20 protein-coding genes are annotated in these 21,154 nt (G+C 43.3%); 9 read left to right on the top strand and 11 right to left on the bottom strand.

Annotated features, from left to right (window positions below; translation table 11 throughout):
- Positions 1–44: 44 nt before the first annotated feature.
- From VB740_RS01810 to VB740_RS01800, 3 genes are all read right to left on the bottom strand, one after another.
- On the bottom strand, positions 45–2,921 hold the full coding sequence (locus tag VB740_RS01810; protein ID WP_323198381.1) for a pitrilysin family protein: 2,877 nt from the start codon (positions 2,919–2,921) through the stop codon (positions 45–47).
- Between the two features lie 142 nt (positions 2,922–3,063).
- Entirely contained in the window at positions 3,064–3,507 is a 444-nt protein-coding gene (locus VB740_RS01805) for a VOC family protein (RefSeq protein WP_323198380.1), read from the bottom strand.
- Between the two features lie 59 nt (positions 3,508–3,566).
- Positions 3,567–4,079, bottom strand: coding sequence for a TIGR02652 family protein (locus VB740_RS01800; RefSeq protein ID WP_322719723.1), 513 nt, complete (start codon positions 4,077–4,079; stop codon positions 3,567–3,569).
- Positions 4,080–4,318: 239 nt separating this feature from the next.
- Between VB740_RS01800 and VB740_RS01795 the strand changes: the two genes are divergently transcribed.
- From VB740_RS01795 to VB740_RS01785, 3 genes are all read left to right on the top strand, one after another.
- Entirely contained in the window at positions 4,319–4,846 is a 528-nt protein-coding gene (locus VB740_RS01795; protein WP_323198379.1) for a gamma carbonic anhydrase family protein, read from the top strand.
- 210 nt (positions 4,847–5,056) lie between these two features.
- Positions 5,057–5,182: a photosystem II protein Y gene (locus VB740_RS01790; protein WP_012411301.1), complete on the top strand. Its 126-nt coding sequence runs from the start codon at positions 5,057–5,059 to the stop codon at positions 5,180–5,182.
- A 152-nt stretch (positions 5,183–5,334) separates the two neighbouring features.
- Entirely contained in the window at positions 5,335–6,717 is a 1,383-nt protein-coding gene (locus VB740_RS01785; protein WP_323198378.1) for a folylpolyglutamate synthase/dihydrofolate synthase family protein, read from the top strand.
- Positions 6,718–6,901: 184 nt separating this feature from the next.
- Here VB740_RS01785 and VB740_RS01780 read toward each other — a convergent pair whose 3' ends face one another.
- The gene (locus VB740_RS01780; protein ID WP_323198377.1) at positions 6,902–8,200 is read right to left on the bottom strand and encodes a sugar ABC transporter substrate-binding protein; all 1,299 of its coding nucleotides are present in this window, start codon (positions 8,198–8,200) and stop codon (positions 6,902–6,904) included.
- Between the two features lie 142 nt (positions 8,201–8,342).
- Between VB740_RS01780 and VB740_RS01775 the strand changes: the two genes are divergently transcribed.
- From VB740_RS01775 to VB740_RS01760, 4 genes are all read left to right on the top strand, one after another.
- Entirely contained in the window at positions 8,343–9,449 is a 1,107-nt protein-coding gene (locus VB740_RS01775; RefSeq protein WP_323198376.1) for a type IV pilus biogenesis protein PilM, read from the top strand.
- A 4-nt stretch (positions 9,450–9,453) separates the two neighbouring features.
- Positions 9,454–10,230: a PilN domain-containing protein gene (locus VB740_RS01770; RefSeq protein ID WP_323198375.1), complete on the top strand. Its 777-nt coding sequence runs from the start codon at positions 9,454–9,456 to the stop codon at positions 10,228–10,230.
- Complete coding sequence (locus VB740_RS01765) at positions 10,227–10,994, top strand: pilus assembly protein PilO (protein ID WP_323198374.1); 768 nt, start codon at positions 10,227–10,229, stop codon at positions 10,992–10,994. The genes VB740_RS01770 and VB740_RS01765 overlap by 4 nt, the downstream gene beginning before the upstream one ends.
- Before the next feature lie 270 nt (positions 10,995–11,264).
- The gene (locus VB740_RS01760; protein WP_323198373.1) at positions 11,265–13,439 is read left to right on the top strand and encodes an AMIN domain-containing protein; all 2,175 of its coding nucleotides are present in this window, start codon (positions 11,265–11,267) and stop codon (positions 13,437–13,439) included.
- A gap of 338 nt (positions 13,440–13,777) precedes the next feature.
- On the opposite strand, the gene VB740_RS01755 is transcribed toward VB740_RS01760, so the two are convergent.
- The 4 genes from VB740_RS01755 to VB740_RS01740 form a co-directional block, all read right to left on the bottom strand.
- On the bottom strand, positions 13,778–13,966 hold the full coding sequence (locus VB740_RS01755; RefSeq protein WP_323198372.1) for a hypothetical protein: 189 nt from the start codon (positions 13,964–13,966) through the stop codon (positions 13,778–13,780).
- An 83-nt stretch (positions 13,967–14,049) separates the two neighbouring features.
- A complete protein-coding gene (locus tag VB740_RS01750) occupies positions 14,050–14,589 on the bottom strand; it encodes a GNAT family N-acetyltransferase (protein WP_323198371.1) in 540 nt (179 codons plus the stop codon).
- A 39-nt stretch (positions 14,590–14,628) separates the two neighbouring features.
- Positions 14,629–15,429 (bottom strand): EndoU domain-containing protein, encoded by an 801-nt coding sequence (locus tag VB740_RS01745; protein ID WP_323198370.1) that lies wholly within the window; start codon positions 15,427–15,429, stop codon positions 14,629–14,631.
- Between the two features lie 263 nt (positions 15,430–15,692).
- Entirely contained in the window at positions 15,693–16,559 is an 867-nt protein-coding gene (locus tag VB740_RS01740; protein WP_323198369.1) for an aldo/keto reductase, read from the bottom strand.
- Positions 16,560–16,720: 161 nt separating this feature from the next.
- On the opposite strand from VB740_RS01740, the gene VB740_RS01735 reads away from it, so the two are divergent.
- Together VB740_RS01735 and VB740_RS01730 are read left to right on the top strand one after the other, a co-directional pair.
- Entirely contained in the window at positions 16,721–17,482 is a 762-nt protein-coding gene (locus tag VB740_RS01735) for a hypothetical protein (RefSeq protein WP_323198368.1), read from the top strand.
- A gap of 334 nt (positions 17,483–17,816) precedes the next feature.
- Complete coding sequence (locus tag VB740_RS01730) at positions 17,817–18,086, top strand: DUF3146 family protein (protein ID WP_416289012.1); 270 nt, start codon at positions 17,817–17,819, stop codon at positions 18,084–18,086.
- A 62-nt stretch (positions 18,087–18,148) separates the two neighbouring features.
- On the opposite strand, the gene VB740_RS01725 is transcribed toward VB740_RS01730, so the two are convergent.
- From VB740_RS01725 to ntcA, 3 genes are all read right to left on the bottom strand, one after another.
- On the bottom strand, positions 18,149–18,604 hold the full coding sequence (locus VB740_RS01725) for a resolvase (RefSeq protein WP_323198367.1): 456 nt from the start codon (positions 18,602–18,604) through the stop codon (positions 18,149–18,151).
- A 116-nt stretch (positions 18,605–18,720) separates the two neighbouring features.
- Positions 18,721–20,211: a DUF3084 domain-containing protein gene (locus tag VB740_RS01720; RefSeq protein ID WP_323198366.1), complete on the bottom strand. Its 1,491-nt coding sequence runs from the start codon at positions 20,209–20,211 to the stop codon at positions 18,721–18,723.
- A 168-nt stretch (positions 20,212–20,379) separates the two neighbouring features.
- The gene (ntcA, locus tag VB740_RS01715) at positions 20,380–21,051 is read right to left on the bottom strand and encodes a global nitrogen regulator NtcA (protein ID WP_322678644.1); all 672 of its coding nucleotides are present in this window, start codon (positions 21,049–21,051) and stop codon (positions 20,380–20,382) included.
- Between the last annotated feature and the right edge of the window lie 103 nt (positions 21,052–21,154).

Raw genomic sequence — 21,154 nt, 5'->3', positions numbered from 1 at the left:
CCATTTTACCTATTCTTTATATTATCCATGCCCAGTGCCTATCTCTACCTAATGCTTTTCTCTGCTAACATAGATGGTCCAGCAGTAACGACTACGATTTGATCTGGGTGGAGTAACTCACGAGCCGCTTGATTAACTTGGGTAAGGGTGACTTGCTGAATTTTGTCCGTGAAAGAGTGCAATTCTACTTTATCGAGTCCGTACACCTCATTCATCAAAATTCTGTGTGTTAATTCCTCTGGGTTGGCCAGAGAAACATTGTAGTTGCTGATAAGGGTGCGTTTAGCTGTTTCTACTTCCAGTGGAGTAACGCCTTGTTGATGGATTTGCTGTAGCATTTGGCGGGTGCTAGCGATCGCTTTACTGCTATCCTCTGGACTAGTTTGCATTTCTATCAAAAATGTGCCTGTATTCTTCCCGGCTTGGAAGGAGCTATAAATTCCATAGCTCAAACCTTGGCGATCGCGCACTTCTGCACCTAGTCTACTAGATAGGGTATCGCCTCCCAAAATCTGGTTCAATACTAAGGCTGCGTGAAACCGAGGATCATAACGGTTAATAGCTGTGTAACCCATATAAGTAACGGCTTGGGCTTTACCTGATAAAACTGGGTTGACACTGACTATTTTCTCCGGCATTGGCACCGTGGGATATTTTAATGTTGGTGCTTGGCCGCTAACTTCCCAGTTACCAAAATCATTTTGAATGAGCGATCGCACTTTGTCTAGATCAAAATCTCCCACCAGTGCTAGCACTGTCGTGTCTGGACGATAATGTTTAGCTTTGAAATCAATCACATCCTGGCGCTGAATCTTCTGCAAACTCTCCTCTGTGGGAAAGGTATGTAAGGGATGTTTTTTCGGATAAATTGACTGAACAAATATTCTTCTGGCTACTTCTGATGGCTCATCTAATTCCAGTTGCAAATCAGTTAAAGTTTGTTGGCGATACAACTCCAACTCTTTTGCTGGAAAGGTACTATTTTTAACAACATCTGCCAATATTTCAAGGATTATCGGCAAATCAAGAGCTAAACTATCACCCTCAATCCGCACACCTTCACGGTAGGCTTCAAAGTCGAGACTCGCTCCTCTTTCTGCCAAAGCTTTGGCAATAGTTAATACATCCTTGCTCTTGGTGCCATTTAGCAAATTATCTGCCACAAAAGCAGCTAGTCCAGCTTTCTCATCTGGATCAAATTCCTTGCCGGCTTGAATGTAACCGCTCAGGGTAACGGTGGGAGTACTATGATCTGGCAACAGTAATAACCGCAATCCGTTGGTAAATTTGAATTGCTGTGGTAATACTTGTGCAATCGCATCTGTAGCTAAATCCACAGGCGGTAAGTATTTCGCCACCTCAGAAGGAAGCACAGGTGCGCCAGGAGAGAAATTCTCTGTTGTTTGGGCTGAGTCTGGTTTGTCACTAATCTCTGTTATCCGCTTCTGGGTTGGTTCAAAAAAGCCTACTTTCCTGGCTCCTTTGGTGAGGTATTTGTTAATCACAGCAACAATATCTGTCGGCTTCACCAGGCGAACAGCAGCCAAATAGCGATCTGTGTAGCGATAATCACCAGCAGTTGTCTCATCATTGCCCAATTGCATTCCCTGAGAAGTAATATCACGGTTACTCAAAATTACATCTGCTGTTAATTGGGTTTTGGCGCGTTCAACTTCTTCTAATGTCACACCTTTTTCTGCTAGATTGGCGATCGCACTACTCAACACTGAGTCAATTTTTTTCAAATCTTGTTTAGAACCAGCCGTCACCAGCACCTCATACCAGCCAGATTCTCGCAAACTGGTAACAGATGCTGTTAATTCACTAGCTAAACCTGATTCCACCAATACCTGATAAAGTCTAGAATTCCGTCCCTCTGTCAAGATGTAATCCATTACATCCAGCGCAGGCACATCTGGTTGATTTACATTCGGTAGCGGATACACCACTTGTAAAAGCCGCCCTGCTCCCGGTTCTCGCAATATTATGGGAGTGCTGAGTGTTGAGTGCTGAGTGCTGAGTGCTGTTAGCGGGGCGTTTAGCCCGTGTTGAGTGTTGAGTGTTGAGTGTTGAGTGTTGAGTGATGGAGAAATAACTCCTGCCCCCTGCCTCCTGGGTAGTTTACCAAATACCTCTTTAACTATTTCGAGGGTATTTGCAGTTTTAAAATCTCCAACAATTACTAAGACAGCATTATCGGGACTGTAAAAATTGCGGTAATATTTCTGTACCTGCTCAACTTCAAATTTCTCGACATCAGCTTTGGTACCACCGACAGGCAACCCATAGGCATGATTGGGAAACACCGCCTGCATTACAGCACGGTTGAGGCGATATTCTGGACTATTTTCGTAACCCTGCAATTCGGAAATTACTACCCGCTTTTCACTCGCCAGATGTTCTGGCTCAATTTGGGAGTTTTGCATTCTGTCTGCTTCCAGCATTAAGAGCGCTTTCAGCTTGTTTCGTTCTACAGTACCGTAATATGCAGTTTGGTCATAGCTGGTAAAAGCATTGGAATCACTACCTAAAGCACTAAACAAACGTCCAAATTGAATCGGACGATTGAGAGTGCCTTTAAACATCATGTGTTCCAATTGGTGGGCAATGCCATTTACGCCCGGTTCTTCGTTGCGTGAGCCAACCTTGTACCACACCTGCACCGTCACTACTGGCGCAGTATGCACTTCCTTTGTCAGGATAGTTAGACCATTCTCCAGTACTGTCTTGCGGACATTTTCTGTCAGTGTTGAGGGCATTATTCTTTTTGCTAACAAGGTTGATTGATATTTTTCTTTGTTAGATATAGCAGCATGTTGGCTATGAACAGGTTGATCGCTCAACAAAAAAACCGCTACTAACCATAAGCTTAAAAGTAATAACGGCACGGGATATTTATAAAATCTGGAAAATCCGTACATGTATTTAGCAAATATATCTGTAAATTAAATTACATATTTGTTTTAGTGAGTGACCATAGTTTAATCGGGCAAAAAAATCTGTTACCTCGGTAACAATACAGAAAAACAATATATTAGCAATAAAGATAATAAAAAAGCTAAATTATGGGAGTTTTGCTAAAACCCGAATGAATTCCAGAGGTAAGCCATCAGTATCGGCGATGAAAGCCACTTCGTAAATGCGATCGCCTATTTGCTGTTGTGTCGGTTCTAAAAGTACTTTCAACGGTTGTAATTCTTCGATTTGACTCTCAGCCGCAGTTGATACACGTTCTTGTAAATTTGTCAACCAGCTAGGTAAATCTGGTGTAATCTCAGTTAAATCGAACGAGAGATGATAGTAGCCCACATAATGTTCGTCAGCAAAGGCATCTGGGGCTGGTTTTGGTTCGGGAATTTGGATCAGTTCAATTCTGCCGCCCAATCCTTCCATCCAGCAAGCTAAGGTGTAGCCTGTAGTAAAGCGTTCTGAGATTGTAAACCCTAAATGTTCGTAGAAAGCGATCGCTCGATGAATATTCGCAGTCCGAATAGAGGCGTGGTGCATAATTTGTCATTAGTCATTGGTCATTAGTCATTGGTCATTTGACTAATGACTAATGATCCTTACTCAAATAACCTGAAATAAGGGTAGCGCACGGGGACGCCAGGCTCTTTTTCCAAGTCAAAATTGATCACTTCCCAACAGGGATCTTCTGAGGTATCAGGGCTAAACTCGACTGGTAAGCCGTATAGTCGAGCCGCTGTAGCTTCCGGCTGTCCAGAACGCCAAGGCGTGCTGCGCTCTAAATAGCCACTCATCAATTCCTGATAGCGTCGAGCAATAATCACTCTTGTTGCTCGATAGCCTTGGGTATAGAGCTTGTCTAATGCTTCGTGAATTTCAAACCGAATACCATCGGGATGAGTATGCTGTCTATACCATTCATTATTCCACCTTCGCCAATGACGCCCCGATTGCAAATGGATTAATTCTCCATTTTTAGGATTAGCTTCAAACGCGCCATGACGCGGACACAAATAGGTATCTGTTAATGTCAGCGCCGGAATGGTCTGGCGACAATGGGGACACTGTATTTCAGGCCCAAACATTGGGTACTGCAAGCCTGGATTCATCATGAAGTGCATACAAACATAATTTTGTCTTCACCAGCACTAGTGTATTAGATTATACACTTCGGCTCCACCACTTTGGGATAATTGCTTACTGCTGCACAGACACGGAGTTGCGGCAGGAACATTGTTCACTAGTGTTTTCCTCACTGTAGAGGCTTGACGCTGTGATATCCTAGTTGTGCAACCAGCCTCAAAGGTTGGAGTTTCTCCAGTGTTCCTGGGTACCATATTCATATTCTATCGTGTCTACCGCTTCTTACTGGACATCTGTCGATTTTTCTCAAGCTGCCTTTATCGCAGCTAATGCTGTTGTTATGGGTTCGGTAAATATAGCAGCAGGGGTAAGCATTTGGTATGGAGCAGTCGTTAGAGGAGATGTGGAACGGATTGAAATTGGCGAATGCACAAATATTCAGGATGGTGCAATTTTACATGGCGATCCTGGTTTTCCGACAATTTTAGAAGATCATGTGACCGTCGGGCATCGCGCTGTGGTACATTCCGCTTACATTGAGCGTGGAAGTTTGATTGGCATAGGCGCAGTGATTTTAGATGGGGTACGAGTGGGCGCTGGTAGCATTATCGGTGCTGGCGCAGTCGTAACCAAGGATGTACCTCCCTTCTCCCTAGTTGTAGGCATTCCTGGCAAAGTGTTACGGCAAGTAACAGAGACAGAAGCCGCAGAACTTATTGAACACGCCCAACGTTACCAAAAGTTAGCTTTAGTTCATGCTGGCAAGGGTACTGATATCGGGTTTAGCAAGGCTTAGGGAGTGGGGATGAGGAGCAGGGGGAGCAGGGGGAGCAGGGGAGGCAGGGGAAGAAGAATTATTGCTCAATGCCCCATGCCCAATACCCAATACCCAATAATTTAAACATTCTTTACATTTGTATTTGGAAAAGTTGCCCACTTCAGCTAAAAATAAAAATGAGAGCAGTTGACAAAACTTTAATTTCTACTTAAAAGAGGGGTTCTAGATATGGATATCGATTACCGTATAGCGATCGTTTTAGCACCAGTTGTGATTGCTGCTAGTTGGGCAGTGTTTAATATTGGTGCTGCGGCTTTAAGACAAATTCAAGGCTTTTTGGATAGAGAAGCTTAAATACGGCTCAATAACATCGATCTTCAACCGACTGTTTCTCTTCACAGAGGCAGCCGGTTTTATTCATAATGATTAGGGCATTGGGCATTGGAAAATAATCAATACTTTTTTCCCCCTGCCTTCCCACTCCCCCACTCCCCACTCCCCCTGACTTGGATATCAATTCTGTAATACAACCCCTGCAACGCTTTGGTGTCCATCTGGGACTCGATCGCATTGTCAATCTATTGGCAATTCTCGGCAATCCCCATCACCAAGTTCCGGTAATTCATGTTGCTGGCACCAATGGCAAAGGTTCAGTCTGTGCCTATCTTTCCTCGGTACTCACTGAGGCTGGTTATCGTACAGGACGTTATACTTCCCCGCATTTAGTTGATTGGACGGAACGTATTTGTCTGAATGAACAGCCAATTTCTTCTGAAGAATTGAGCCAATTATTAGAAAAAGTGCAAGCGGTTATTGGTGCTGATGATGAGGAGATCCCCCCAACCCCCCTTAAAAAGGGGGGCTATTTTCCACCCTTAAAAACGGGGGCTAGGGGGGATCAAGCCTTATCGAAGAAGTATGGTAACCCGACTCAGTTTGAAGTAATTACCGCAGCGGCTTGGTTATATTTCGCCCAGCAGCAAGTGGATGTGGCTGTGGTAGAAGTCGGACTAGGAGGGCGCTTAGATGCTACAAATGTCTGCTCAGAACCTCTAGTTACTATTATCACTTCTATCAGCCGGGAACACTGGCAACAACTTGGCCCTACCGTTGCTGATATTGCTAGAGAAAAAGCTGGTATCCTGAAGCCTGGATGTCCCGTTGTGGTTGGTGTATTACCACCGGATGCAGAGAAAGTTGTGCGATCGCGTGCCTTAGAATTACAATGCCCGATTTTTACGCCTCAACCTGCCCGTCAAAAAGAACCAGGATGGGCAGAATATCAAAATATTCAAAATTCAAAGTTAATTAAATACCCTTTGCCCTTAGCTGGACAAATTCAATTAACTAATTCAGCTTTGGCTTTAGCCGCTTTAGAAATTCTCCAACAACAGGGTTGGCAGATTTCTGAAGAAGCCATAATTAACGGCATGGCAAAAACTAAATGGCCGGGGCGGATGCAATGGACTACCTGGAAAAACCATAAATTATTACTTGATGGTGCCCATAATACAGCCGCGGCCCAAGTTCTTCGCCAGTACGTCAATAGCTTAGACGCAGTTAACCATGAGCCAGTCAATTGGGTTATGGGAATGTTTTCCGATAAGGATCATGCTGATATTCTTGCTGCCCTGCTGCGGCCAGGCGATCGCCTTTTTTTAGTACCAATACCAGTAGAATCTTGGCCTGGTAGAACTTCCGCTGATTTAGACTACTTAGCAAACCTAGCTTACAGCCTCTGTCCAAAATTAAGCGATCGCCAAATCCATCCAGATTTATTCACAGCATTAGAAGCCGCAACCTCAACCGCTACCACAGACGATTTAATTGTTTTGTGTGGTTCCCTTTATTTAGTCGGCGATTTTTTGCGAAAAGGGAGTAGGGAGTAGGGAGTAGGGAGTAGGGAGTAGGGAGTAGGGAGTAGGGAGTGGGAGAGGTGGGGGAGATGAGGGGGACAAGGGGGACAAGGGGGACAAGGGAGAATTATTGAACAAGTTTCTTCCTTGTCTCCCCCCTCTTCCTTGTCTATTTCCCAATGCCCAATGCCCTATGCGCCATGTCCAATCCCCTAATTTATCTATTGTTCCACTCTTGCGCCGCATCCTCTACGGCTTTATCTACAGTCTTCTGGTCTAACATTGCTGCTTGCAAGTTCTCGTAAACTGCCTTTTGCAATTTCTTAAAATCCTTCAAAGTAGGGGTTAATATTTCAGCTTGTTGCAGTTGTTGGGCAGTGATAACTCGCGCTTTTTCAACTGTTGAAGCATTAGCTGGCACATCTTTAAAGTAGCTATCAGACAATGCCTTGACTGTAGAAGGTAGAACATTTGCAGCTTTAGCAAAGGCTAATTGATTTTCGTCATTGGTGACAAATAAAGCAAATTTCACAGCGCCGTCTGGTTGTTTGCTATCGCGGGGAATAACTATGTTCATCACCGCCACATTCTTCTTGCCTGTGTCACCAGTGAGTTGAGGTGCTATTTCTGAAGCTTGAGCAATTTTTGGGGCATTATTTGCGATCGTTTTCAGAAACTCTGGTCCAGAAGCTAGAAACGCAGTCTCTCCAGATTGGTATAAATCGATCGCGTGGCGATGTCCTTGCGTCAAAGCTTCTTTCGGAAGCAATCCTTTTTTATACAAGTCTACCCAATACTGAAACGCGGCCTTACCTTGTGTTGAATTAAACGCCGCTTTTCCCTCAGCATCTACTAGGGTGACACCCATTTGCACAAAAGATTCCAGCACTTCACCGGAATCTTGTGGTACAAAAGTCACAAAAAAGGCATATTTACCTGTCTTATCTTTAATTTGTTGGGCTGCCTGTGCCAATTCTGCGTAGGTTGCAGGTGATTTATTGATACCTGCCTGTTTTAATAAATCAGTGTTATAAATGGTTAGCCGTGTGGTGAGATACCAGGGAATCCCAAAACTCTTGCCATTCAGCGTGCTTGCTTTCCATATATTCGGTAGATAGGAGGAACGTACATCACTTGGGACTTTCGCATCTAAATCTAACCAGGCATTTCGTCCGGCAAGTTGGGAAGCAAAACCCGGATTGAGGTTAACTACATCAGGTGGCGTTTTTGCTGAGACAGCTGTTAAAATTTTGTTCTCCATCGCTGCCCAAGGTACATCGACCCAGTTAATCTTTATACCTGGATTTCGCGATTCAAAATTCACAATTAGGTTTTTGAAGTAGTCGCTAAATTGAGGTTGGAGTTGCATTGTCCAAAACTCAACAGTTGCCGTGCCTGAAGTAGCCTGTTTTGTGCCTGTACCAACATTACTTGTGCTGCAACTTACAATCCAACTGGTTAATAATCCCAGCAGTGTAAAAGCAACAAGTTGTTTAAATTTTCGCAATTGAATCATTTTCCCAGTATTTTTACGCTTGCTCAGTGTGAAAAGCTTAGATCAAAATTGTCGAAATTATAGGCTAAATAAATTACCTAGCACCAAGTCCATTTCTTAGTATCATTTAAATTTTCAATTTAGCAGTCCAGCGGGCACAAATGTGGTAAAAAGCTTCAATAGTCTGTTTGGCAAATCGAATAAAGGGGTCGGCATCGAACTTGCTCCCGAACGGGTAAATGTAGTTCAGCTACGCAAGCAGCGTCAAGGCTTGAAACTAGAAACCTTTACATCAGTACCAGTTCCCGAAGGTGTAGTTACTGATGGTCAAATCAACGACCCCGCAGCAATGGCGCAATTAATCCAGCAGGCGCTAGCTGAGAGTAAAATCAAAACTTCTCGCGTTGCCACCGGTGTACCAGGGCGAGATTCCATCGTTCGGATCATACCAGTGCCAGCAGAGTTAGATGACAAAGAACTGCGAGAAATGGTTCTCAACCATGAAGCAGGTTTATATTTACCCTATCCTCGTGAAGAAGCTGATGTAGATTACCAGAAACTTGGGTACTTTGTAGATGAAGATGGCATTGAAAAAGTACACGTACTCCTAGTTGCCACCCGCAAGGAGATAACGGATACCTACATCAGTACATTCGAGCAGGCAGGATTACAAATTGATGTTTTAGAAATTAACAGCTTTGCTCTAATTCGGACTATTCGCGAGCAACTGCGACAATTTGGGCCGCAAGAAGCAGCAGTACTAGTTGATATAGAGTTCGACAGTACAGAAATTGCCATCATCGTTAACGGAGTGCCACAATTTTCGCGCACAGTCCCAATTGGGACTTATCAAATGCAAACTGCCTTAGCAAGGGCAATGAGCTTACCCACATCACGAGATATGGAACTGTTACACGGAATGGTTATTCCCTCAACTCCCATAGATGGCGGAAAAACTGGTGTTACCGAAGTCAATCCTGGTATGGCAGCGATATTAAGAGTGTTGGCAGAACTAACAGATGAACTGCGCCGTTCCATAGATTTTTACCTGAATCAAAGTGAAAATTTGGAGGTAGCGCAAATTATATTAGCTGGGCCAGGTGGTGGACTCCAACAGCTAGATGAATTCTTTACCCAACGATTGAGCTTGCCAACTACCCAAATAGATCCTATAGGGGCTTTGTCTTTGGAAGTTGACACTGATAAATATCCACAAGTGCAACGCTCTGGATTGGCGATTGTACTTGGACTAGGAATGCGGGAGGTGTAACAAAATGTACAGCCTAGACGTTAACTTTCTAAAAGACCGCCCAGCATACCACAAAAAGCCTGAAAACAAGGGAGGAATAGCCCTAAAGTTTCCTACGGGGGATTTGACACTACTGTATGCGGGAGTTGCAGTAGGTGTAGGTCTTCCAGCTTTATTGGGAGTTGGTTTGTGGTTTTTGCAAGGGAAGATTGTTGAATTAGAGGGAACAATAGCACAACTAGAGCAAGAAGGCCAAAGGTTAGATACAGAAATAGGAAATATTAACAAAATCAAAGCCGAAACGAGTGCAATTAAAGGGGAAACCCAAGCCTTAGTCACTGTATTTGACCAAATTCGACCTTGGTCAGCAATGCTGCAAGATTTGCGCGATCGCATCCCAGCGACAGTACAAATCGAGACCATCAAACAAATCCCGCCTATTGCCGCAACGCCAGGTCAGCCATCCAACAATCCTGCTGGGGGATTAGAAATAAGTGGATTGGCTCGTTCTTTTAACGATGTCAATGATTTCTTATTGATTTTACAACAGTCTCAGTTCTTGAAGTCTACAGAAAGCAGAATTCTGACAGCAGCATTAGTAGATGCTCCCTTAAGTCCTGGTGTAGGTCAATCTAGCAATGGTGTAATAATTAAGCCACCCCAAGTAGTTAAATACACTATTCAATCGAGTATGAACGATGTTCCAGCTTCGGAATTAATCCGGGAGTTGGAAAAAAAAGGCACAGTGGGTTTAGTAGCTCGAATTCGTAGTATGCAACAAACAGGAGTCATTTCAAAATGACGCTGAGTGATGATTTAAATTTTGCCGAACATGGTGGTGAATTCGATTCGGCAACGCCAGCCCACCCCGTGGTATTTGGTATTGCCTTCACACCAAAAATCATTGGGATCTTGGTAGGGGTAATTGGTTTAGCAGGAGCAGGTTATATATTTTTAAACCTGCTGATGCCAGCTTGGGAAAGCTATCAGCAACAGCAAGCAAAAAGCACTGAACTGCAAGGGCAAATCGAGCAAAAAAAAGCCAGTATCAAACAGATTGGCAAAGTTAAAGACGAGCTAGCACAGGCAAAACAGCAAAAAGTTCAGGTTTTAGGTTTATTTGCTAATGAAAAAACCTTGGATACATTGCTGTTGGATCTGAACCGCTTAATTGAGTCTGGTAGTACTCCAACTTCGATGAATGTAGTGAGAGCCAAACTCAAGAGATTTGTGCCAGTTTCCCAAAAACCAGAACCGATTACCGATGGAAGTCTAGGAATACTAGTTAACGGTAAGCTGCAACGCAGCAGTATCAATGCCGAAATTTCTGGAACTTATGAGCAAACACAATCGATAATGCGTAACATCGAGCGTTTACAGCCTTTGTTAATAGTTAAAGATTATCAAGCAAATTTGGCTCCAGTAGAGGCAAGATCCCCGTCAGATAAAACGCCTATGCGGGTAGGCCCAGCAGCGATTAATACATCATTCCAGTTACAGGTATTGATGCCACTTAGTGCAGAAGAAGTAGCCGCGGCAGCAGCTAAAAATGCTCCGAAAAAATAATAGTGAAGAGTTGTAAGTCGAGGCGAATAGCCAAGGCGAATAGCCAAGGCGAATAGAATTCGCGGCTACACAAACATAGACGCTTTGCAGCTTCCCGCAGGGTAGTCCGCCTCCGCGGACTAAGAAGAAATTGAGGGTTTAGACCCACGTTCACCCTTGGCATTTCCGCAGGATAGGTGGGTAAAGTCTCGTGTAGACGCGGTTTATAACCGCCGATTTAACTACTCAAAATTGTTGGTAAACAAGGTTTTATTAGGTGAGGAATGAACTGTGAAACAACTTCACGGTAATAGTTTTATATTAGGTACCGCCGCTTTTGTATTTTTGGCAGCTCAACCAGTTTGGGCACAAATTAGTCAAATTACTGATGTACAGTTAAAGCCAGTTGCTGGTGGAATTAGTGTTGCTTTGAAAACTTCTTCAGGGTCGCGCCCCCAAGTTTTCACCACAAAAAGAGGCAAGGTTTTAGTTGCAGATATTATCAATACTCAATTACGATTACCACAAGGTAATAGCTTTCGTCAAGATAGCCCAGCACCAGGAATTGCCTCCGTTGAGGTTAATCAGCTTGATGCCAATAGCATCCGGGTGACGGTAACTGGCAGCAACAACGCACCTGGCAGTCAACCCGTGGTGCGATCGCCAAATGGAATTACACTCAGCTTTAGCCCATCTACTGGCACTACAGCATCAGCACCAACGCCAACAGCGCCAACAGCGCCAACAGCCACAGCACCGCCGGCTTCTACTCCAGCCCAACCTGGTCAAAAGCCAGATGTTCTCGTTCCTAACCCGGAAGTCACCATTGACGGACAACCTGCACAAGCTGCTGGGCCAGGTCAACCTCTGAGTCAGGCTCCACCTTTCTTACCTAGAGCCGTCGCGCCACCTGTGGGAGATATTGCTATTTCCGCTACCGATGCTTCTCCTAGCACGATTGATTTAGGAACTCAGGAACGTGTACCCCGTTTAGTACTGCGAGATGCGCCAGTGCGTGAGGTTTTGTCATTGCTTGCCCGTGCTGCTAGTTTGAACCTGGCTTATATCGGAGGTGAGCAAGCTGCTGGAGGTCAAGGTGGTGCTGCTAATGCACCAGCAAGCTCTCAAACTATTTCCCTAGATATCGAAAATGAGCCAGTGCAAGATGTGTTTAACTACGTTTTACGCTTGAGTGGTTTAGAAGCGAATCGTAGTGGTCGCACGGTCTTTGTAGGGCCTAAATTACCTAATGCAACGCGTGACATGGTTATGCGTAACCTGCGACTCAATCAGGTGACAGTCGGAACCGCTTTGAACTTTTTGGTTGGCTTAGGAGCAGAAAGCGCCGTCAGCCGTGAACGACAAGTTACCAGTGTTAGTGCCGTAGCCGTGGGTACTGCGGCTGCTCCCATCACCCAAACTCAGACGACCACAGAAACCAGACTCGAAACTCAACGCGCTGACTTTAAAGACTCTAACCCATTACTGAGAGGTTTACAGGCATTAGGAGATGAGCGCACAAATTCGCTCACCTTAATTGGCCCTCCTAGACTCATTGAGATTGCAATGGCTCAACTAACTCAGCTTGATATCCGCCGTCGTCAAGTGGTAGTTAACGTCAAGATTATCGATGTCAACCTCTTGAATACCCAGGGCTACAACACCAGCTTCTCTTTTGGGGTTGGTAACAACTACTTTAGCAATGATGGTGGTGTCGCATCTCTGAATTTTGGCGGTTCCAGACCAGCTACTAGTGCTGAAGTGAGAAATAGCTTGACTAGGACACCAGTCATCGAGAATGTAACTAACGCTCTTGCATCACCATACACTTTTACCAGAAGTCTTCTTGCTGGTTTGCAAGCTCAGGTTACAAATGGCAATGCCAAGATTTTGACCGATCCAACCTTAATTGTGCAAGAAGGTCAGCAGGCTCTGGTCAACCTGACTCAAGAAGTAGTGGGAAATATAACTCTCGAAACAACGGATACTTCTGGTGGTTCTAGAACAGAAAGAACAATTGAGAAACAAAAAGTTGGCTTAACCTTGAGTGTAAAAATTGAGCGGATTGACGATAATGGGTTCGTTTCTCTATCAGTTGCTCCTACTGTCAGCGCTCCTTCAGGCTCAGAAGACACAGGAAGTGGAAATATTATTTTAGTGTCTGAGCGCTCCCTCACTTCTGGCTTAATTCGCTTACGAGATGGTCAGACACTAATCCTGAGTGGCATCATTCAAGACCAAGATCGGACAAGTATCTCCAAGGTTCCTATTTTAGGTGATCTTCCACTTATTGGTTCGCTGTTTAGAAGTACAAACAGAAATAATCAGCGCAATGAAGTGATTGTATTGCTCACACCTCAAATCATGGACGACTCTGAAAACTCCTCCTACGGCTATAACTACAATCCCAGCCCAGATGTGCGGCAAATCCTTGAGCGTCGGGGGTTAAAAGTTCCGGCGAGGTAACAAAGATAACAAGCAAGTGAGTCACCCCTGGCTTCAATCTTCCTCTGTTACTGCCAAGCAGTTCATAGATAAATCCTAACCATTCTAAGAGGATGTTTGAAAAGTTGTTTGTGATGTATCAAAGACTTATATATCCTCCTAAGTCCCCCTTTTTAAGAGGGACTTTGATTTTTTTCCCTTAAAAGGGTTATGGTGTAAACACAACTTGAAAAAGCTTGGTTTCCTATTCTTTTATCGCTCCTATGCAGAGTATAAAAATGGCTGATTAATATCTGCTGCTTACAGTCAGATATTAAGTCAGAGTCTCAATGAATGAGAACGCAAATTGAGAACTTAAGTTAGAGATTTTTCGCACTATATCCAAGGCTAGAACCTAGCTCTATAACTGTCTCTCCAGGCTGAAAGTTTGCCCACTCAAATAATTTCTTGGTAGCTATTCTTGCACCAGGATGCAGATATTTTTTACCCGCTGCTGCTAAAACTTCGTGTCCGGTAGCTGTTTGGAAATTGAGGATAGTGTTGGTCATCTCTGCGACCTTCTAAACTTGTCTTACCCTCAAATTCTCAGGAATTTATGATATTGTCTCTGAGGTAGCTCATAGAAACAGTATTACTTTGCTTTCCACTCGTGATCAAGCATAGCGTAAAGAAAATTGTCGTACCATCTGCCTTTAATTAACTCTTTTTCCCGCAGATGACCTTCACAACGCATACCAATTTTTTCTAATACCCTTACAGAAGCAACATTCTCTGCAACACACCAAGACCAGATACGATGCATTCCCAGTTCTTCAAAGCCAAACTTTAAAATGGCCTGTGCTGCTTCTGTTGCATAACCTTGTCCCCAATACTGAGCGTTCAATTCATAGCCGATGTTTGCTTCCCGCAGTTCAGAATCGTTGACACGGATGCCACAATTGCCAATAAGCCGATTTTCTTCTTTCAGGACAACAGCTAACTGAAATTTTGTTCTTGGTTGCTCTTTTTGCTGGTCAATAAACATCTGTACAAATTCGCAAACATCCTTCTGTGTGCGATGTGTCCAATAGCTATAACGCAAGTACAAAGGATCAGATTGATAGGCAAAAACCGCTTGCCAATCTGCCTCTACAAAGTCACGCATTAGCAAGCGGTGTGTTTCTAAGATCATGTCTTTTCTTTATCAGCCTAGTACAGGCAATCTAGGAATTTAGCTTTTACATTTTGCACCTTGAGGGGTAGCATCGGGATAATAGGTAATGATCGCTTTTTCTTTACTGACAAAAACTGTAGGAAAGGATTTACCTGTTTCTTGGTCACGTACATTATAAATACACGCTCCCTCATTATTACCTTGGAGCTTAAATACTTTCGTGGTATCTAAAAGTATTTCTTCGGCATTGCTGAGGTAGCCATAGCCTTTGATGACATCTGTTACTGTCCGATTTTTCTGCTTAATCACTACACCCATTGTATAAATTACATTAGGAATAACTTCCTCTCGTCCTTGATTATTTGGCAACCGTCCGCCTATTCCTTCATTTTGTAACTGTAAATATCTGCCGTAAAAATGTAAGCCACCTATATCATTGGCGTTATATATTTCACCACAAAATATATGCTCAAACCCTCGGCGTTGAAACCAAATATTCGTTAAATCTTCGAGGAATTGTGCTTTATTCTTACGTCCTGGACGCAGTTCACCGCCGCTAGCTTGCTGAAGTTTCTGCAAGACATCTGGGTAATAAGACAATAACTGTTTAAAATTATTAGAACTCACTCTTGTACCAATAGGGCCACAGAGTTTTAATACAGCCTTGTCAAAAGGATTTAGCTGCGGTGGAGGTGGTGTAATATCTACCGGTCGCCCTGCGGGGAAACGAACAGGAACCGGGTTATCTACATCATCAAAAAACGGCAGAAGTTGCGTATTTGGCTGAGGCTGCGCCTTCACTGAATTTTGCCAGCAAAATGAGGAAACCAGTAGCAAAAAAGCAAACAAATTTACCATCTGCTTTGACCTATTGGTTAGAGAATTTAGCTGCATAAATTTTAGATTTATTACTTAGATGGCAATACTATACAAAGTTTAATTTAAGGGAAAGTATACTTTATAAAAAACCCGGTTTTTTTTAATAAACCGGGTTTATGAAGTTATTTACAAGTCTGTTGATTTGGAATTTTAAATTGTTGATTACGCTGTCTTAAACTAACTAAACATGGTGCGTAAATCTTTGAAAACTGCCACTAAATCTACATCAGCTAATGGAATGATTAAGTTGCCTGATCAATTTTTTGTACTTCATCATCAGAGAGTTTCAGATTGATAGCTTGTGCTGAGTCTTCAATGCTAGAAACCTTGCTAGCACCAGGAATTGGCAAAATAGCAGGTGACTTGGAACGCAACCACGCCAGCACAATATTATATACTGACACGCTTTTTTCTTTAGCTAACTTAGCGATCGCAGGGATATCTTGCAAGCCCTGATGACGACGCCTACCACCAAAGGGACTCCAAGGTAAAAAAGTCAATCCTTGCTGTTCGCAATATTTTAATACGCCGTCATTTTCTGGCTGTCGTTGCCAAGGGCTGTATTGATTCTGGACTGAGACAATATCCACCACATCCCGCGCCCGCTTAATTTGTTCAACAGAAAAGTTAGAAACTCCCACAAACCGAATCAAACCAGCCTCTACTGCTTCTTTAACTGGCGCAAGGGATTCTTCAATGGTGTAATTAGTATCGGGAGAATGATATTGCCAAACATCGATGGGTTTAGCACCACCTAACGCCTCAAAGCTAACTCGAATTGTTTGGCGTAAATGTTCTGGGTTGCCGTTGCTTGTCCAGTTTCCATCGGGACGCATCAACCCACCCTTAGTTGCCACAATTACTTGGCCAACATCGCCTTTGTAACTAGTAAGTGCCTTGTGAATTAGTCGCTCGTTGTGATGCTTATCGGACTCATCTTTGCAGTAAGAATCGGCAGTGTCAATAAATGTAATACCCAGATCCAAAGCTCGATAAATAACTTGGATTGACTCTGATTCGGAAGGGCGATTAGAAATTGACATGGGCATACCACCCAAACCGATCGCACTCACAAAGATGCCAGTTTTTCCTAGCTGTTTAGTTTCCATGCTTCTAGCTATAGCTTTCTGCCCCAATTATCTATCAGTTAGCCAAAGCTTTTGTAGCTATTCATCATAAATCCTCCCTGGTACTTAGATTTAGTGAGCGGTGAACGGGCTACCAAGGGAATACTCTACTCAGGGTTTAAGTATTCTATACACAGGCACTGATGAAAATTGTCGAGGAAACCCGTACCAGATTGCAGCTAAAGCATCGACCACTCAGAGATTGGCTTACTGGGTGGTGTATTCTTACTTTATGCTTAAGCTTTTTGATTTACTGCTTATTTTTTGAGTTTGCTTCAGTTAAACTAACTTGCGATCGCCTCCCATCAAACCAAATTAATTGTGAGTTGAGGCGGTTCACTTTGGTGGGAAGTATGGAGAAACTTAAAATGTTTGATCCGCAGGAAGCATACATTCTTACAAAGACTCATAGCAAAGGGGGGAAAACCTATCAAGTTGTGATTGTGACTCCATTTCGATACTTTGCTCTTTTATCCCATGTTAGCTATCAAGATAATCAGGAAATTACCTTTAAAATTAACGATTTTATTAAATCTGGGCAAACTTCCCTATTCGTGCAGCAAAATCAGCACAATTATTTATTTTTCTTAAGTTTATTTTTATTGATTATGATAGCGATCGCGACTTTTTTTGCCACATCACCTATAACTACCTGTACCTTCTATAAGAGTATCGATAAGGTATTTATCGAACGTAAAAGCCTGCGTGTAAACCAAGTTATTGAACATCCACTAGAAAATATCCTGCGTTTTGATATCCAAGAAAAGCAATTTAAATACTCCAAGCTTTATCGGGCTGTAATTGTGCTGAAATTCTTCAAGGAAATTCCAATTAACCCACAATATACTGATGAAAGAAGCATCCGATATGCAGTTTCTAGGATACACTCATTCTTAAAGTTTTAACCAAAACTACCCACAGGATAGCCTGTTGACCTAAATTTTTTGGCATTAAGTTCGCGCAGGTTATAGTCCAATAGGCTTGGGTTATTTTTGGCCCTCAACCCATGCCAGTCGATTCCCAGACGCTCTAAAAAGGGTGGTTGGGGAGAATCTTAAATCTTAACTGACCTGTCTTGGGTTATAGCTGCGACTTCAGTATCGTGGGATCGTTTTGCTCGTTAACACAACCTAGTCAACTACAAATACCCACTTTGTCAGTTTGTTTAATTAAGCTATGTTTGATAAATAAAATAAGTAGCCTAAATAATCGGCTGTTATTCCACACTTGACATAAAGCATAGTGAGTGCTAAAAGACGACTGCCAGAAACCACTGCCCATGTCAGAATTACCCGCCAATCCTGGCAACACGGCTTCCTTGAGGGTGAAGTGAGTGCCGGTGAGTTTGAGTGGCATTTTCAGTGGCATTTTCGCCGGGGAGAACTTGCCGTCAAGCCTTCCCAAGGCCGCGCCTTAATCAAAGAACCCCTTGGTCGATTCTTGGAGCAACAAGATTACCAGCTAGAGCCTGGAGGAGATTATGCTTTTACTATTCGGGCGGAACTTTAAAAGTTAAGAGAGACGTGATTAATCGCGTCTGTACAGGAGTTAGGAGTTAATGACCTAATTCCTTACTCCTGACTGCTGAGTGCTGATTGAGTGAGGCGATTTAAGTATCTTTCGATTAAGAGGATGGCAACAATGTCATCTATCGGTCTTGGTGGCTGTCGCAGACCTTGTGGCAATAGCTTTGTTAGCCCCTGGGGCGGAAACATTTGCCAATAGCGATCGCGTGCTTCTAAGGTTGTGTAGCGCTCATCCACTAAAATAATACTCAGAGGTTCTGTCAATTCCTGATATAACTGCTGCCTCCACTGCTTGGCTGTAGTTTGGTCGCCCATTACCATTAAGGAGATAGGAAACTTTTGACGCAGTGTCTCAATGGTAGCGATCGCCTCTTTTGCTAGCACGACCTGATGATAATACAGTTGCCGATCCAGCCCCATTACCGCTAAACCACACTTATCTCGACCTGGATCAAACCCTAATATGACTGGTTGCGTTGCTGAAAATTCACTGGAAGTCATAAGAAATTCAAAATTCAAAATTAAGAATTAGAAATTAAGAAATACAATCACAGCAACTATTTTGGCTGCTGTTCAATATCTTTAAATCTTACTAATAACAGTGTGCAAATACTTTTTTAAGTACTAAAGATAATTTGTCCGTTGACTATTGCCACTAATTTGACTCTCAATGGCCCGGCTGTATAAGTGTCCTCTGCTGCGATCGCTTTGATTTCCAATGGTTGATTGTACTGTCTTAATTGGTTGACAAAGCGCAGAAAAGTACCGTCTACTTGGACATTTTCGATAATTCCGGCGTTACGGGCCCGAAATTGAGAAGCAGAAATCAGTATTTCCAGCCGTTGCTGTAACTGATAGGATGTCATGGTTTTGGAATCGGTAGTAGTTGTGGCCAGCACTGCGCCTTCCGAAAAAACCAATTCATTCCGAGCTGTATCGGCGAAAAACTCTATCTGTTTTTCTCCCCTGACATAATTACCAGCAGAAAAAATTCGCACCACGTATTCTTGACCATCCTCAATCTGCTTACTCAATTTTTCAACCCTCTCCTGGGTGAAGCGTAGTAGCTCTGCATTTGCAGGATTTGCGCCAGGCTCACTTAATTCGAGGTTGGCATTGCGGTTAGCTTCTTGTAAAAGTTGTTCCACTGCCTGACGAGCAGCAGTAGGTTGCGTAACACGAACTACACCCGCGGCCAGAACTTGACCGCGAACTAAGGCCAGCTTACCTAGACGCAGGTCGCGGTAGGACTGATAATATTTTTCTAACCTTGCAACTTCAAGTTCTAGTTGCTGCTGTTGTGCTTCTAATTCTTTGAGGCGCGATTCCCGTTTGGCAATCACTTTCTCTCGCGCTGCAACTTCTACATTACGCTTTTGAATCAGTTGATCTAGTTGGGCGATTTTGCGATCGCGTTGTTCTACGGCTTCTTGACGGTTAGCAAGTTCGCGATCGCGTTTTTCAATTGCTGTTTTGGCTTCGTCAATAGCTTTTTTAGCTTCAGCGTACAATCGTTGACGTTCTGTCTTCAGTTGCTCAACTGCCGCTTGTAGCTCTTTTCTCTGATTGTAAACGCTTTGCAATTCAGCTATAGCTTTTTGGTACTGACTTACAACTTGTCCTAGCTGACCTTGAGTGCGTTGGAGTTGAGTTTGAGTTTGGGCTTGTTGACTAATGGTGCGGTTCAACTGAGCTTGTGTTTGGAGTTGTTTGGCATTGGCCGCTTGCAAAGATTTATTAATTGCCTGCAAGTCTTGTTGTGCTTTTGCTTGGGCAATTCTTGCTTGGTTTAGCTCGCTTTCTACCTGGCTTTTTTGAGTTTCTGCGGTTTTTAACTGTTCCCGCTTCTGTCTGAGGTCTGTTTGAATATCCTCTAACTCAAAGACTCCTTTTCGCAAGCCTTCGTCGGCAGCGAATAAAATTCCTAAGGTTGATGCTGAAATCAAACCGCCCGTAAAAATAGTTACCACTACAGCAGTATTTTTCGGACGAAGGTTAAAAAGTGAGAGGCGGGCTTTGCCAACTCGTGTGCCGATGCGATCGCCCACGGTTGCAATTACGCCTCCCAAGATTAAAATTGCTGCGATGAGGATGTATCCGGTGGTCATCTTTAGCTACCGAAATCCTTCCAGATACAGCCTACTACTTTTAAGCATTGTCTGGAAAGAAGTGGAAATTGGCAATAGCTGAAATTACTCAATTTTAGATTTACCTCTAGCTATTAGTGTCATTTTTGAAAATAGAACACGTGCCGATTCCCCTTTTTCCAATTGCATTTATGTGAATTGCCTACTTAAGGTAACAGGTTTATGCACAGTAATCTTCTTTTTGTGAATAGAAATCATCTTTTTCTCACGCAAATCCCCTAGTAGCCTAGTAACGGTAACACGAGTTGAACCAATTGCTTCTGCGATCGCTTGATGAGATAACTTCAGATCAATTGTGATTCCATCTGCACAAGGAACACCAAAATCCCGACAAAGAATTAGCAAAAAACTCACCAACCTAGAACCCATATCTCGGTGGGCGAGAGTTTCAATCATCATCTCTGTTTGTAAAATCCGCGAAGACAGACCTCGCAGCATTAACATTGATAATTCTGGATTTTCCTTAAGTGCTACCTCCACCTGTTCAATTGGTGCTGACAGTAATTCCGCAGGCGTAAATGCAACCGCGTGGTAAAACCGATCCGATTTATTTCCTGTCAGCAATGACAATACACCAAAAACACTATTTTCCCGCAGCAACGCTACCGTTATTTCCTCTCCTGCCTCGTACACCCTGGAAAGTTTAACAGCACCTTTCAAAAGAAAATAAACTCGTTCGGCAGGATCGCCAGGAAAAAAGATCGTTTTATTGCGTTCAAACGTTTCCACAACTGGCGGAAACGCCCCGGTCGCCATCTGACGAAAAACATTTGCTAGGGCTTTATCTTGTGTCACGATCATCTCCCTTCCCCTACCCAATGCCGGAAAAACAAAAACTGATTACCTAAGAATACACCCGAAAAATGAATATAGCACCGTCAACCTTTCTGTACTTTCCTATACT

It is taken from the genome of Nostoc sp. UHCC 0251 (genome assembly GCF_034932245.1).
Lineage (GTDB): Bacteria > Cyanobacteriota > Cyanobacteriia > Cyanobacteriales > Nostocaceae > Nostoc.
The sequence above is the reverse complement of the archived record's forward strand: the minus strand, read 5'-3'. Positions and strand labels throughout refer to the sequence as shown.

Bases quoted from the DNA above. Each gene is read 5' to 3' on its own strand.
- VB740_RS01810 (WP_323198381.1), bottom strand. From the start codon at position 2,921: ATGTACGGATTTTCCAGATTTTATAAATATCCCGTGCCGTTATTACTT.
- VB740_RS01805 (WP_323198380.1), bottom strand. From the start codon at position 3,507: ATGCACCACGCCTCTATTCGGACTGCGAATATTCATCGAGCGATCGCT.
- VB740_RS01800 (WP_322719723.1), bottom strand. From the start codon at position 4,079: ATGATGAATCCAGGCTTGCAGTACCCAATGTTTGGGCCTGAAATACAG.
- VB740_RS01790 (WP_012411301.1), top strand. From the start codon at position 5,057: ATGGATATCGATTACCGTATAGCGATCGTTTTAGCACCAGTTGTGATT.
- VB740_RS01780 (WP_323198377.1), bottom strand. From the start codon at position 8,200: ATGATTCAATTGCGAAAATTTAAACAACTTGTTGCTTTTACACTGCTG.
- VB740_RS01770 (WP_323198375.1), top strand. From the start codon at position 9,454: ATGTACAGCCTAGACGTTAACTTTCTAAAAGACCGCCCAGCATACCAC.
- VB740_RS01765 (WP_323198374.1), top strand. From the start codon at position 10,227: ATGACGCTGAGTGATGATTTAAATTTTGCCGAACATGGTGGTGAATTC.
- VB740_RS01755 (WP_323198372.1), bottom strand. From the start codon at position 13,966: ATGACCAACACTATCCTCAATTTCCAAACAGCTACCGGACACGAAGTT.
- VB740_RS01750 (WP_323198371.1), bottom strand. From the start codon at position 14,589: ATGATCTTAGAAACACACCGCTTGCTAATGCGTGACTTTGTAGAGGCA.
- VB740_RS01745 (WP_323198370.1), bottom strand. From the start codon at position 15,429: ATGGTAAATTTGTTTGCTTTTTTGCTACTGGTTTCCTCATTTTGCTGG.
- VB740_RS01740 (WP_323198369.1), bottom strand. From the start codon at position 16,559: ATGGAAACTAAACAGCTAGGAAAAACTGGCATCTTTGTGAGTGCGATC.
- VB740_RS01735 (WP_323198368.1), top strand. From the start codon at position 16,721: ATGAAAATTGTCGAGGAAACCCGTACCAGATTGCAGCTAAAGCATCGA.
- VB740_RS01725 (WP_323198367.1), bottom strand. From the start codon at position 18,604: ATGACTTCCAGTGAATTTTCAGCAACGCAACCAGTCATATTAGGGTTT.
- VB740_RS01720 (WP_323198366.1), bottom strand. From the start codon at position 20,211: ATGACCACCGGATACATCCTCATCGCAGCAATTTTAATCTTGGGAGGC.
- ntcA (WP_322678644.1), bottom strand. From the start codon at position 21,051: ATGATCGTGACACAAGATAAAGCCCTAGCAAATGTTTTTCGTCAGATG.